The sequence below is a fragment of the Streptomyces sp. NPDC107562 genome (genome assembly GCF_055657325.1).
In genome coordinates, this window is sequence record NZ_JBVKBE010000003.1 from 94,211 (window position 1) to 106,470 (window position 12,260).

Annotated in this window: 10 protein-coding genes; 5 read left to right on the forward strand and 5 right to left on the reverse strand. The window is 71.6% G+C overall.

Annotation, left to right across the window (positions count from 1 at the left end):
• Positions 1–40: 40 nt before the first annotated feature.
• The gene (locus ACZ7LV_RS10785) at positions 41–946 is read left to right on the forward strand and encodes a S1 family peptidase (protein ID WP_471937940.1); all 906 of its coding nucleotides are present in this window, start codon (positions 41–43) and stop codon (positions 944–946) included.
• A 174-nt stretch (positions 947–1,120) separates the two neighbouring features.
• Here ACZ7LV_RS10785 and ACZ7LV_RS10790 read toward each other — a convergent pair whose 3' ends face one another.
• The gene (locus tag ACZ7LV_RS10790) at positions 1,121–1,351 is read right to left on the reverse strand and encodes a DUF7455 domain-containing protein (protein ID WP_401678502.1); all 231 of its coding nucleotides are present in this window, start codon (positions 1,349–1,351) and stop codon (positions 1,121–1,123) included.
• 443 nt (positions 1,352–1,794) lie between these two features.
• Between ACZ7LV_RS10790 and ACZ7LV_RS10795 the strand changes: the two genes are divergently transcribed.
• From ACZ7LV_RS10795 to ACZ7LV_RS10805, 3 genes are all read left to right on the forward strand, one after another.
• Positions 1,795–3,918, forward strand: a complete 2,124-nt coding sequence (locus ACZ7LV_RS10795; RefSeq protein ID WP_471937942.1) for a DNA gyrase/topoisomerase IV subunit B — start codon at positions 1,795–1,797, stop codon at positions 3,916–3,918.
• 97 nt (positions 3,919–4,015) lie between these two features.
• Positions 4,016–4,474 carry a DUF485 domain-containing protein gene (locus tag ACZ7LV_RS10800; protein ID WP_471937944.1) on the forward strand — a complete coding sequence of 153 codons (459 nt, stop codon included), beginning with the start codon at positions 4,016–4,018 and terminating at the stop codon, positions 4,472–4,474.
• Positions 4,471–6,063 (forward strand): solute symporter family protein, encoded by a 1,593-nt coding sequence (locus ACZ7LV_RS10805; RefSeq protein ID WP_471937946.1) that lies wholly within the window; start codon positions 4,471–4,473, stop codon positions 6,061–6,063. The genes ACZ7LV_RS10800 and ACZ7LV_RS10805 overlap by 4 nt, the downstream gene beginning before the upstream one ends.
• Positions 6,064–6,157: 94 nt before the next feature.
• Here the strand turns inward: ACZ7LV_RS10805 and ACZ7LV_RS10810 are convergent, their stop codons facing one another.
• The 4 genes from ACZ7LV_RS10810 to ACZ7LV_RS10825 all read right to left on the reverse strand — a co-directional run bounded on the left by ACZ7LV_RS10810 (position 6,158) and on the right by ACZ7LV_RS10825 (position 10,950).
• Entirely contained in the window at positions 6,158–6,838 is a 681-nt protein-coding gene (locus ACZ7LV_RS10810) for a response regulator (RefSeq protein ID WP_471937948.1), read from the reverse strand.
• Complete coding sequence (locus tag ACZ7LV_RS10815; RefSeq protein ID WP_471937950.1) at positions 6,838–8,508, reverse strand: ATP-binding protein; 1,671 nt, start codon at positions 8,506–8,508, stop codon at positions 6,838–6,840. The genes ACZ7LV_RS10810 and ACZ7LV_RS10815 overlap by 1 nt, the downstream gene beginning before the upstream one ends.
• A 90-nt stretch (positions 8,509–8,598) precedes the next feature.
• Positions 8,599–9,558: a sucrase ferredoxin gene (locus ACZ7LV_RS10820; RefSeq protein WP_471937952.1), complete on the reverse strand. Its 960-nt coding sequence runs from the start codon at positions 9,556–9,558 to the stop codon at positions 8,599–8,601.
• 135 nt (positions 9,559–9,693) lie between these two features.
• The gene (locus ACZ7LV_RS10825; protein ID WP_471937954.1) at positions 9,694–10,950 is read right to left on the reverse strand and encodes a citrate/2-methylcitrate synthase; all 1,257 of its coding nucleotides are present in this window, start codon (positions 10,948–10,950) and stop codon (positions 9,694–9,696) included.
• 111 nt (positions 10,951–11,061) lie between these two features.
• Here ACZ7LV_RS10825 and ACZ7LV_RS10830 point away from each other — a divergent pair, with 111 nt between their 5' ends.
• Positions 11,062–12,228, forward strand: coding sequence for a citrate synthase/methylcitrate synthase (locus ACZ7LV_RS10830; protein WP_471937956.1), 1,167 nt, complete (start codon positions 11,062–11,064; stop codon positions 12,226–12,228).
• Positions 12,229–12,260: the final 32 nt, after the last annotated feature.

Here is a 12,260-nt window from a genome sequence, read left to right on the forward strand (position 1 = left end):
CTCTGGGTGTCTCACGAAACTCCCAGAGTGAGGAGCACACATGCGTCGTCCCACTGTCCGGGCCCTGACCCGGCCGCTGGTACTGGCGGCCGCGGCCACCGCGATACCCCTGGCCACCGCCGTTCCCGCCGCCTCGGACGGCATAGTCGTCGGCGGCTTCCCGATCGACGCCGCCGACAGTCCCTACACGGTCGCGCTGTCCAGCCGTGACCGGTTCGGAGGTACGCGGTCGGGCCAGTTCTGCGGTGCGGTCGCGGTGGGCCGGACCACCGTCCTCACGGCGGCGCACTGCCTGGGCGAGGACGTCCTGGGGAAACCGCCGGGCAAGGTGCGCGACCTCAAGGTCATCGCGGGCCGCACCGACCTGCGCACGGACGAGGGGCAGGAGATCTCCGTCAGTGAGGCATGGGTGAATCCCGCGTACGACAACATCAGCAACGCCGGCGACTTCGCGGTCCTCACGCTCGCCGAGGAGCTTCCGGAGAAAGCGGTGATCCCGATGGCCGCGGCGGGCGACTCCGCCTACGCGGCCGAGACGAGCGCCACGGTCTACGGCTGGGGCGACATCGCCGGCGCCGGCAACTACCCGTCCGGCCTGCGGGCCGCACGCGTGCGCGTACTGCCGGACGCGCTGTGCGAGAGGGCGTATCCGGGCAGTAGCGACGGCACGTATCGCGCGGACGCCATGCTGTGCGCGGGGCAGCGGGTGGGAGGCCGGGACGCCTGTCAGGGGGACAGCGGAGGGCCCCTGGTCGCCGAGGGGCGGTTGGTCGGCCTGGTGTCATGGGGCAGCGGCTGCGGACGTCCGGGCAGCCCGGGTGTCTACACGCGGGTGTCGGACGTCCTCAAGAAACTGGGCTGGGACCGGCCTGCCCAGGAAGCGAAGCACCGCGTGCCGGGTGAGGGCCGCGGCAAGGTGCCCGAGAAGCCCGTACGGCTTCCCTGAGGGGCCCGGAGATCCTGGGCCTGAGGGGGTCTGGAGGGCCCTGGGCCGGGGAGGCCCGGACAGTGGTTCCGCCAGGACCGCCGAGAGTGAGTGGACGAGGACGGGCGGCCGCCCTGAGCAAGGGCGGCCGCCCGTTCACCGGTCTGTACCGGAGCTCGTCGTGGACGCTAGGCGTCAGCGCTCATCTTCGGGAGCGGTCGCAGGAGCGGCCGTGAGTCGCTCCGTCTCGTCCTGTATCTCAGCGGCGATCTTCTTGAGTTCCGGCTCGAACTTGCGGCCATGGTGCGCGCAGAAGAGCAGCTCTCCGCCGCTGAGCAGCACGACGCGCAGGTATGCCTGGGCGCCGCAGCGGTCGCAGCGATCAGCCGCCGTCAGCGGGCTCGCGGGGGTCAGAACAGTAGTCACGTCGCCTCTTCTCTAGCTCGACGAGCTGTCGTACCAGGGTCAACATCCAACCAGCCCGAAAACGTTCCCGCTCGTGGCGTTTCCTCGAAAAAAATCTTCGAGGTGGCTGTCTGCTGCCGGTTGGCGGCGAATGTGCCGTATTACGTGTCTATGTGTCTTACGGGTTCGCGCAGTCTGTCGGTGTCGGTATCCTCCCCGGCCGGCTTGCCGGTTGTTCATGAGGACGTGCCCGGAGCCTAAATGGTTCATGCCTCGAAGGGAACGTGATATGTGCTTCACTCCAACGAGGGATCGAACACGCATGCGACCGTGGACTAGTCTGAGTTCCGGACGAGGGTGGCGTTACAACGGCTCTACCAGGCCTCGGTACCCTCTGAACGGCTACCGGAGCCGCGCCCTTACCCCAATGGGCCCCATATGAAATTCAGCGAGGAGCGAACCGCGTGACCGCCGAAACGTCCGTGCCGTCCACAGCGCTGCTGGCAGGAGCAGACCGGGACGGTTCCAACTACACCGCGCGGCACCTGCTCGTCCTGGAGGGACTCGAGGCCGTCCGCAAGCGCCCTGGCATGTACATCGGGTCGACGGACAGCCGTGGCCTGATGCACTGCCTCTGGGAGATCATCGACAACTCCGTGGACGAGGCCCTGGGCGGCTACTGCGACCACATCGATGTGATCCTGCACGACGACGGCTCGGTGGAGGTGCGGGACAACGGCCGCGGCATCCCGGTCGACGTCGAGCCCAAGACCGGTCTGTCCGGCGTCGAGGTCGTGATGACCAAGCTGCACGCCGGCGGCAAGTTCGGCGGCGGCTCCTACGCCGCGTCGGGCGGTCTGCACGGTGTCGGCGCCTCCGTGGTGAACGCCCTGTCCGCCCGGCTGGACGTCGAGGTCGACCGCGGCGGCCACACCCACGCCGTCAGCTTCCGCCGGGGCGTCCCCGGCGCCTTCGCCGCCCTGGGGCCCGACGCGAAGTTCGAGGCCGGCAGCGGCCTGCGCAAGGCCAAGAAGATCCCCAAGACCCGCACCGGCACGCGCGTGCGCTACTGGGCCGACCGCCAGATCTTCCTCAAGGACGCCAAGCTCTCCCTGGACAACCTGCACCAGCGGGCCCGCCAGACCGCGTTCCTCGTCCCCGGCCTGACCATCGTCGTCCGCGACGAGTACGGCCTCGGCGAGGGCGGCAGCAAGGGCGAGGAGTCCTTCCGCTTCGACGGCGGCATCAGCGAGTTCTGCGAGTTCCTGGCCACCGACAAGCCGGTCTGCGACGTCCTGAGGCTCTTTGGCCAGGGCACCTTCCGGGAGACCGTCCCGGTCCTGGACGAGCACGGTCAGATGACTCCCACCCAGGTGACCCGCGAACTCGACGTCGATGTCGCGCTGCGCTGGGGCACGGGCTACGACACGACCCTCAAGTCATTCGTGAACATCATCGCCACCCCCAAGGGCGGCACCCATGTCGCGGGCTTCGAACAGGCCGTGACCAGCACGTTCAACGAGGTGCTCCGCACCAAGAAGATGCTGCGGGTCGCCGAGGACGACATCGTCAAGGACGACGCCCTGGAGGGGCTGACGGCGGTCGTGACCGTCCGTCTCGCCGAGCCGCAGTTCGAGGGCCAGACCAAGGAGGTCCTCGGCACCTCGGCCGCCCGGCGCATCGTGAGCACCGTGATCTCCAGGGAGCTCAAGGCGTTCCTGACCTCCACGAAGCGGGACGCCGCCGCACAGGCCCGGGTCGTCCTGGAGAAGGCGGTCGCTGCGGCCCGTACGCGCATCGCGGCCCGCCAGCACAAGGACGCGCAGCGCCGGAAGACGGCCCTGGAGTCCTCGTCGCTGCCGGCCAAGCTGGCCGACTGCCGCAGCGACGACGTGGACCGCAGCGAACTGTTCATCGTCGAGGGCGACTCCGCGCTCGGCACCGCCAAGCTCGCCCGGAACTCCGAGTTCCAGGCGCTGCTGCCGATCCGCGGCAAGATCCTCAACGTCCAGAAGTCGTCCGTCACGGACATGCTCAAGAACGCCGAGTGCGGCGCGATCATCCAGGTCATAGGGTCGGGCTCGGGCCGGACCTTCGACCTCGACGCGGCCCGCTACGGCAAGATCATCATGATGACCGACGCCGATGTGGACGGCTCCCACATCCGCTGCCTGCTCCTGACGCTCTTCCAGCGCTACATGCGCCCCATGGTCGAGGCCGGCCGGGTGTTCGCCGCGGTGCCGCCGCTGCACCGGATCGAGATCGTCCAGCCCAAGAAGGGCCAGGACAAGTACGTCTACACGTACTCGGACCGCGAGTTGCGCGACAAGCTCATGGAGTTCCAGAGCAAGGGCATCCGCTACAAGGACTCGATCCAGCGCTACAAGGGACTCGGTGAGATGGACGCCGACCAGCTGGCCGAGACCACCATGGACCCGCGCCACCGCACCCTGCGCCGCATCAACCTCGCGGACCTGGATGCCGCGGAGCAGGTCTTCGACCTCCTCATGGGCAACGACGTCGCGCCCCGTAAGGAGTTCATCTCCAACTCGGCGGCGACCCTGGACCGGTCCCGCATCGACGCATAGCGCAGACCGGGGACCACCAGCGCCCCCGGTCACCTGATGGGGTGAAGAGCGGGAAGAAGAATAGTCAGGGATCTTCCCGCTCTGTCCATGCTTGGGCATGCCCTCAAGCAACGGTCGCCCCGCGCACTACGACGACCCCTGGTACGACTCCCTGGCCTCCGGCTGGGGCGAGCAGGCCGGCCCCGCCGCATCCGTGCCCCCCGCGCGCGAAGAAGCCCCGGCCGCCGGCGACGTCTACCTCGAGGTGCAGCGCAGCGCGGCCTTCCAGGAGGTGCGCAGCCGCTACCTGAGGTTCGTGATCCCCGCGGTGACCGGATTCTTCCTCTGGTACGTGGCGTACGTCGTGGCCGCCACGACCGCGCCCGGGTTGATGGCGCGGCCCGTGGTCGGCGCGGTCAACGTGGCGATGCTGGCCGGGCTCGGCCAGTTCCTCAGCACCTTCCTGCTCACCTGGGCCTACGCGCGGCACGCCCGGCTGCGCCGGGACCGGGCCGCGCTCGAACTGCGCTGGGACACCCAGGAACTGACGCGCGGCGTCCGTGGCGGTGCCCTGTGACGGGCGATCACCAGACGCTGGCCCTCCTGCTGTTCAGCGCGTTCGTCGCCGTCACCCTCGGGATCACGACCTGGGTGAGTCGTGACCGACAGGGTTCGGCGGAGGAGTTCTACGTAGGCGGACGCCTCTTCTCGCCCATGGAGAATGGTTTTGCCATCGCCGGCGACTACATGTCCGCCGCCTCCTTCCTGGGCATCTCCGGACTCATCGCGCTGTTCGGGTACGACGGGATGCTGTACTCGGTGGGCTTCCTGGTGGCCTGGCTCGTCGTCCTGCTGCTGGTCGCCGAACTGGTTCGCAACTGCGGCCGGTTCACCCTCGCCGACGTGGTGGCCGCGCGCATGCGGGAGCGGCCCGTGCGGATCGCGGCGGGAACCTCCTCGGTCACCGTGTCCGTTCTCTACCTGGTGGCGCAGATGGTGGGGGCGGGCAGCCTGGTCGCGCTGCTGCTGGGCGGGACCAGCGAGGCGGCGCGGTCCTGGACGGTCATCGGTGTCGGCGCGCTGATGGTGATCTACGTGTCGTTGGGAGGGATGCGGGCCACCACCTGGATCCAGATCGTGAAGGCGGTCCTGCTGATGGGCGGCACGATCGCCCTGACCGTGCTCGTCCTGGCGCGCTTCCACGGGGACTTCGACCAACTGCTGCGCGCCGCGGCCGCGCGCAGCGGCCACGGGGAGGCGTTCCTCGCTCCCGGGCTCAGGTACGGAGGGGACTGGACCGCCCGGTTCGACTTCATCAGCCTCGGGCTCGCCCTGGTGCTGGGCACGGCCGGGCTGCCGCACATCCTGTCCCGGTTCTACACCGTCCCCACCGCACGGGCGGCCCGGCGCTCGGTGGTGTGGGCGATCGGGCTGATCGGCGGCTTCTACCTGATGACGATCGTCCTCGGTTTCGGCGCGGCGGCCATCGTCGGGCCGGACGCCGTCCACGCGTCGAACGCCGCCGGGAACACGGCGGTTCCGCTGCTGGCCCTGGACCTGGGCGGCGGGGCGGGCTCCACCGGGGGAACGGTGCTCTTCGCGATCGTCGCCGCCATCGCGTTCGCGACCATCCTCGCGGTGGTCGCGGGCATCACCCTGGCCTCCTCGGCGTCCGTGGCGCACGACCTGTACGCGTCGTTGCGGCGCCGGAGGTCCGCACCGCGCAGCGAGGTGGCCGTGGCCCGCACGGCCGCGGTCGGCATCGGCATCGTGGCCATCGCCCTCGGGCTGCTCGCACGGGACCTCAACGTCGCCTTCCTGGTCGGCCTCGCCTTCGCCGTCGCCGCCTCGGCCAACCTTCCCGTGCTGCTCTACTCGCTGTTCTGGCGGGGCTTCACCACCCGGGGCGCCGTGTGGTCCGTGTACGGCGGGCTCATCCCGGCCGTGGTGCTGGTGGCGCTGTCACCCGTGGTGTCGGGCAGTCCCGAATCACTGTTCCCCGGCGTCGACTTCCAGTACTTCCCGCTGCAGAACCCGGGCCTGGTCTCGATCCCCCTGGGCTTCCTGGCGGGCTGGCTCGGCACGGTCACCTCGCCGGAGACGCCGGACCCCGCGAAGCACGCGGAGACGCAGGTGCGGGCGCTGACGGGCGCGGGAGCCGCCTGAGGGGACGGGACGGGGCTCAGGTGCGGGTCGTCATCTGAGGGGACGGGCTCAGGTGCGGGTCGTCATCTGAGGGGCCAGGCGCAGGGGTGGGTCGTCAGGCGCGGGTCGCCCACGTGTAACGGTGTTCCGGGCGGCCCGCGTCGCCGTACTTGAGGGTCAGCGTGGCCCGCCCCGTGCGCTCCAGGAGCTTCAGATAGCGCTGGGCGGTCTGGCGGCTCACCCCGGTGCGTTCGGCGATCTCCTGGGCGGACAGAGGGCTTTCCGCGTGCATCAGGGCCTGCCGTACGAGCTCGGCGGTGGTGGGGGAGTGCCCCTTGGGCAGATCCGGCTCCGACGTCGCGGACAGCGCGCCGAAGATGCGGTCCACCTCGGCCTGTTCCGCCTCGCCGCCGCCGTCCAGGGTGCGGCGCAGCGCGGCGTAGGCCTCCAGCTTCGCCCGCAGACCCGCGAACGCGAACGGTTTCACGAGGTACTGCAGCGCGCCCTGGCGCATGGCCGCCCGCACCGTCGAGACGTCGCGTGCCGCCGTCACCATGATCACGTCGGTCTGATGGCCGCGCCGGCGCATCTCCTGCACCGCCGCGAGACCCGTCCCGTCGGGCAGGTAGTGGTCCATCAGCACCAGGTCCACCCGCGGCAGCGCATCCAGCTGACGCAGCGCCCCGGCAGCGGTGTGTGCCTCCCCGGCGACACGGAAGCCCGGCACCTTCCCGACGTACGCGGCGTTCACGCGCGCGACCCTGGTGTCGTCGTCCACGACCAGGACCTCGATCATCACGCCTCCTTGCCGGCGGCCCGCCGGGCGGACGGGACGGGGAGCGCGGGCTCCGCGCCCGGTTCGGACAGCGCCTCGGGCAGGACGACGGTGAACTCCGCGCCGCCGCCCGCGGCTTCGCCGGCCGTCGCGGAACCGCCCTGCCGCTCCGCCAGCCTGCGCACCATGGAGAGGCCTATGCCGCGCTCCCGGTGCGCGGGCGGCTCCTTGGTGGACCAGCCCTCCGTGAAGATCAACTCCCGTAGCTCCGCCGGGACTCCGGGACCGGTGTCCCTCACCACGAGCACGGCGGTCCGGCCCTCGCTGTACACCTCGACCTCCACGCGCGCGTGCGGGGTGCCCGCCGCGGCGTCCAGCGCGTTGTCCACCAGGTTGCCGACGACCGTGACCAGCCCTCGGGCGTCGACCAGCCGGTCCGCAAGGCGGGTACGGCCCGACAACCGCAGGGCGACGCCCCGCTCCGCCGCGACGGTGGCCTTGCCGACCAGCAGCGCGGCGAGCAGCGGGTCCTCGATCCGCTCGGTGACCTGCTCCGCGGTGGCCCGGTGATCACCGACCACCTCGCCCACGAACTCGACCGCGTCGTCGTACATCTCCAGCTCCAGCAGCCCCAGAAGCGTGTGCATCCGGTTGGCGTGCTCGTGGTCCTGCGCGCGCAGGGCGTCGATCAGGCCGCGGGTGGAGTCCAGTTCGCGGCCGAGCTGCTCCAGCTCCGTGCGGTCGCGCAGGGTGGCGACGGCGCCTCCGTCGCCGGTGGGCATCCGGTTGGCGACCAGGACCCGCGGGCCGCGCACCGTGAGCAGATCGGTGCCGGGCACCCGGCCGGCCAGCACGTCGGCCGTGCGTCCCTCGCCGAGGGCCTCGTCGGGGGAACGGCCCACGGACTCGTGCCCGATGCCCAGCAGGCGCTGCGCCTCGTCGTTGAGGAGCCGGACACGGCCCGTGCGGTCCAGCGCGACGACGCCCTCCCGGATGCCGTGCAGCATCGCCTCACGCTCCGCGAGCAGCCCCGCGATGTCGGAGAACGCCAGGTCCCGGGTCTGCCGCTGCACCCGCCGGGAGATCAACCAGGCGGCCAGCGCGCCGACGGCCAGGGCGCCGCCCGCGTACGCCAGCAACTCCGGGACGGCGTGGACCAGCAGGGCCCGGACGCTGTCGTAGGCGATCCCGACCGAGACCGCGCCGACGATCTGCCCGTCCGCGTCCCGCAGCGGCACCTTCCCGCGCGCGGAGCGGCCCAGGGTGCCCTCGTCGATCTCCATGACCTCGCGTCCGGCGAGCGCGTCGCCGGGATCCGTGGAGACGTGTCTGCCGACCTGCGAGGGCTCGGTGTGCGACCAGCGCACGCCCCGGCGGTCCAGCACCACGACGTACTCCGCCTGCGTGGCCCGCCGGATCCGCTCCGCCTCCCGCTGGACGGGCCCGTCGGGCGTCGCGGGCGTGGCACGGAGCTCCTCGGCGAGCTGCGGTTGCGCCGCGGTGGTCTGCGCGATGGCGAGCGCGCGCCGCATCGCCTGGTCGTCGAGCTGGTCACCGAGGGGCGCGAGGAACAGCCCGGTCGCGAGCACCGCGACTCCCGCCGCGATCGCCACCTGCATCAACAGCACCTGCGAGAACACCCGGCGGGGGAGTCCCAGGCGCAGGCGTCGGGTGGGGGGAGTGGGGCGCATACCCACGAAGGTACGTGGGGGAACGCGGAGTGCCGCAGAGGGGTGGCGCGGCTCACCTCGGGGGCGACAGGGAGCGCCGAAGGCCGCCGGTCAGCTCGCGAGTGCCGAGGCCTCGAGTGCGTGGACCGCGACCACGTCCATGCGTGCCGGGGAGCCCAGGACCGACGTACCGCAGCTCTCCGCGCGCGGGGGGAGCGACGCTCCCTGGGCGACGATCACCCGCCATTGGCGTCCGTCCGTGTGGGCGACGACCACCTCCCAGCGCGCTGCCGCACCGTCCACACGTACCGCGTTCTCCGTCCGTGCGACGCTCAGCGCGTCCGCCGCGTACTCGTCGGCGGCTGTCCGCACGGCCAGCTCCGCCGCCTGGCCGGGCCGTTCCCAGGCCGAACGGCCACGGCAGCCCTCGGCGACCACGCGGCCCTCCTGGAGGCCGTCCAGGACGTCCTTGACGGTGTGGGCCTCGACCCGGCCGTACGCGTAGCCGTGGGGCAGCACGAGCACGGTCGGGGAGAAGCGATGACCGCCCAGATGGGTGACCTCCCAGATGCCGCCCATGCCGGAGGCGACGAGTTCGTTGGCCAGGGGGCGGCCGAGGAGCGCGCAGCAGCGGTCGCGCTTGCCGTTGGTGCAGACGAGGGCGAGCGGGGCGCCGGTGTGGGGGCGGGCCTGCAGCGTGGCGTCGAAGGAGCGGTGGTCGCCCGCGCCCAGGGCGGTGAGGTCGAGGTCGAGCAGCCGCTCCGGGTCGTCGACGGTGGCGGCCCGCAGCCAGGCGTTGCCGGGCAGGGTGTGCGCCGCGTAGACGTGGCGTACGGCGGGAGTGCCGAAGTCGGCGTGGCGGCCGGGGCGGCGGATGAGCGCGACCCGTACGCCTGTGCCTTTCGCGGCTGCTTCCAGGGCCCGGCCCAGCGCGGGATCCAGGTGGCTCGACGTGAGCGCCCGCGCGCCCCAGGGACCCGGCTGTTCCACCAGGAGCCAGGTCCTGGCGGTCGCGGCGGTTCCGGAAACGGGCTCGTCGAAGTCCCGCGAGACGGTTGCACACCTACTCACACAGGTGAGCCTAACCTGACTTCGTCCAGGGTGACTTCCGGACGTCCCCGTGTCCTGTTCCGGCAGCGGCTGTGGCAGCGGCTGTGGCCTTGGCAGCGGTTGCGACCGTGGTCCTGTCCGGTCGGCAGCGCGGTCCTACTCGGGCAGGGGCTGCGGAGGTCGCGAGCCGACGTACTGGCCGCTGGGGCGCATCCGCAGGGGACGTTCGCCGTACTCCTCCAGCGCGTGGGCGATCCAGCCCGCGGTCCGGGCCACCGCGAAGATCGTCTCGCCCGCGGTGGGTGGCATGCCGCCGGCCACGGTGAGCACGGCGAGGGCCAGGTCGACGTTCGCGTGCAACGGCGTGTGCCGTGCGGCGATGGCCACGACGTCGCGGGCGGCGGCCAGGGCCGGCTCGGCGTCGGGCATCTCCTCCAGGGCGGCGAAAAGCGCCCGCGCGCGGGGGTCCTCCCCCGGGTACAACTGGTGGCCGAGACCCGGGATGCGGCGGCCGGCCCGGAGCTCGTCCGCGACCACGGGCGCCGGGTCACCCTGGTCGAGGACCTCCACGAGCATCCGGTGGGCAAGACCACTGGCCGCGCCGTGCAGGGGGCCCTCCAGCACGCCGAGCCCGGCGGAGACGGCCGCGTAGGCGTGCGCTCGGGCCGACGCGGCGACCCGCACGGCGAGCGTCGAGGCGGCGAGGTCGTGGTCGACGAGCAGGCCGAGCGCCATGTCCAGGGCGCGCAGCGAGGTCTCGTCCGGGTCGCGCGGACTGAGCCGTCGCCACAGGCGCTGGGCCAGGGAGCCCTCGTCGCGCTGTGTGGGGCGGCGCGGCGGGAGGGCGGCGACGAGCGTGGGGATCAGCACGCGCGCGGTGCCGAGGACGGCGTCCTCGGACAGGTCGAACCGCAGCGGGTCCGCGCAGGCGGCGGCGACCACGGCGACGCGCAGCCGGTCGGTGGGTCGGCTGTGCTCGGGCAGCGAGTCGACGGCGCGCCGGGCCACGGCGACGGACGCCAGGGGCGCTGCGAAGGTGATCCCGGAGCGCAGTCGCCCCGTCCACAGCCACTCGGCGATCTCCTCGTAGCTGTGGCGTGCGGCGAGTTCGGTCGCGTCGACTCCCCGGAAGTAGTACCGGTCGTCGTCGATCAACGTGATGCGGGTGCGGACGGACAGCTCGGTGGCGGTGCCGGGACTCCCGGTGCTCTCACGCCTGTTGCGCCGGGCGAGCGCCGCCACTTCCTCGGCGTCGAACGTGCTGCCCCGGCCGCCCGGCGTGCGGTGGCTGGTCAGCTGGCCGCGGCTGACATAGGCGTACACCGTCTCCGCCTTCACGCCGAGCAGCTCGGCGGCCTCCTTGGTGCTCAGTCGCCGGCCCGGTGGGACGGGGCCGGGTTCTTGATCGCGCATGGGGGTCACCGTAGCGGCCTGGGCGACACGTTGACTCCTGTATTGATTCAATCAATATTGACAGCAATTGAGTCAACCATGGACAGTCACATCAAGTCCAGGGAGGAAAACATGTCCGTCAACAGGTCCGCATCCAGTGCCGTCGACGTGCCGCGGGGACTCGCGGGTGTCGTTGTGACCGACACCGAGATCGGTGACGTACGGGGTCTTGAGGGCTTCTACCACTACCGGCAGTACTCCGCCGTCGACCTCGCGCAGACCCGCTCGTTCGAGGACGTCTGGCATCTCCTGGTGCACGGAGAGCTGCCGGACGGCCCGAGCGCGGCGGCCTTCGCCGCCCGGACCGCCGCGCTGAGGCGGCTGCCCGACGAGGTGTCGGCGGCGCTGCCCGCCATCGCGGCGGCCGGTGGGCGCTCCGGTCCGCTCGCCGGGCTGCGCACCGCGTTGTCCCTGCTGGGCGCGGCGCACGGCTTCCGTCCGCTGTACGACATCGACGCGGACCGGCGGCGCGAGGACGCGCTCGTGGCGACCGCGGCCGTGCCGACCGTCCTCACGGCGCTGCATCGGCTCGGTCAAGGGCTCGCGCCGGTGCCGCCGCGGGAGGACCTGTCGTACGCGGCGAACTACCTGTACATGTTGACGGGCGAGGAACCGGATCGGCGGCGGGCCCGTGCGGTCGAGCAATACCTGATCTCAACCATTGATCACGGATTCAATGCGTCAACCTTCACCGCGCGGGTGATCGCGTCCACCGGTGCCGACGTGGGCGCGTGCCTGGTCGGTGCGGTCGGAGCGCTGTCTGGGCCCCTGCACGGAGGTGCCCCGAGCCGGGCGCTGGACACCCTGGACGCCATCGGCACGGTGGACCGTGTCGACCCCTGGATCCGGGAGCGGGTCCTCTCCGGCGACCGCATCATGGGCTTCGGGCACCCCGTCTACCGCACGGAGGACCCGCGTTCCCGCATGCTGCGGGGCATCGCCCAGGAGTTCGGCGGGCCGCTGGTCGACTTCGCGGTGGAGGTGGAACGCCGCGTCGAGGCGATCCTCGCCGAACTCAAACCCGGCCGTGAACTGCACACCAATGTCGAGTTCTACGCCGGCGTGGTCATGGAACTCTGCGGCCTGCCCCGCGAGATGTTCACCCCGACCTTTGCCGCGGCCCGCGTGGTCGGCTGGAGCGCCAACATCCTGGAACAGTCCCAGGACTCGAAGATCATCCGCCCGGCGGCACGCTACGTGGGGCCCGGGGCGCCGGTGAAGGTGCCGCAGGCGGCGTGAGGCCGGCCGCGGAACGAACGAGGTCCGGCACC